Annotated in this window: 1 protein-coding gene; it reads left to right on the top strand. The window is 43.4% G+C overall.

All coding sequences use genetic code 11. The features are described 5' to 3' along the window. Window positions 1-94 (top strand): PAS factor family protein (locus R7E78_RS30610; RefSeq protein WP_318059207.1); only part of this gene is annotated, 94 nt, incomplete at its 5' end. Window positions 95-516: the final 422 nt, after the last annotated feature.

Here is a 516-nt window from a genome sequence, read left to right on the forward strand (position 1 = left end):
TGGGCCTGCGAGTTCAGGTAAGCTTGAGAGCAGTCAAGGTATCAACAACGCTGTGGATTGCGCCGTTAAACTTCTGGAAACACCAGAACGCTAATCTACTTCGTTGTCTTTATCACGGCCCAATACCCCAAGGGCCGTTTTTGTTTCTGCGTTTCCTCAACACACTTTTCGACGCCAATCCCTTCTCACCAAACGTGATCTAGTTGCCAGTTTGCTTTTCTTAACTATTTGTTACGTCAACGCATTTTATAACCTACTCATTTACAGCGAGTGGGTTAGGGCGTACATAAGGTTTTGTTGCTTGGAGTTTGTGTTTGGATTTTATATAAATAAAAACAATGACTTATTTTTGTTTTGTTTGCGGATGGCAAGAGCTGTCATCGACTGGAGGAGATTCACAGACTCTCATTGTGCTAGGCAGGGCGTATCTACGCCTCGATTTTCAGCCTTGAGTTAAGCGCAAAAGGGTGAGGGCGTATCGCGAATAGCTTTTATAATTTCGACTATTGAGTTCAT

The sequence above is a fragment of the Vibrio sp. YT-19(2023) genome (genome assembly GCF_033337395.1).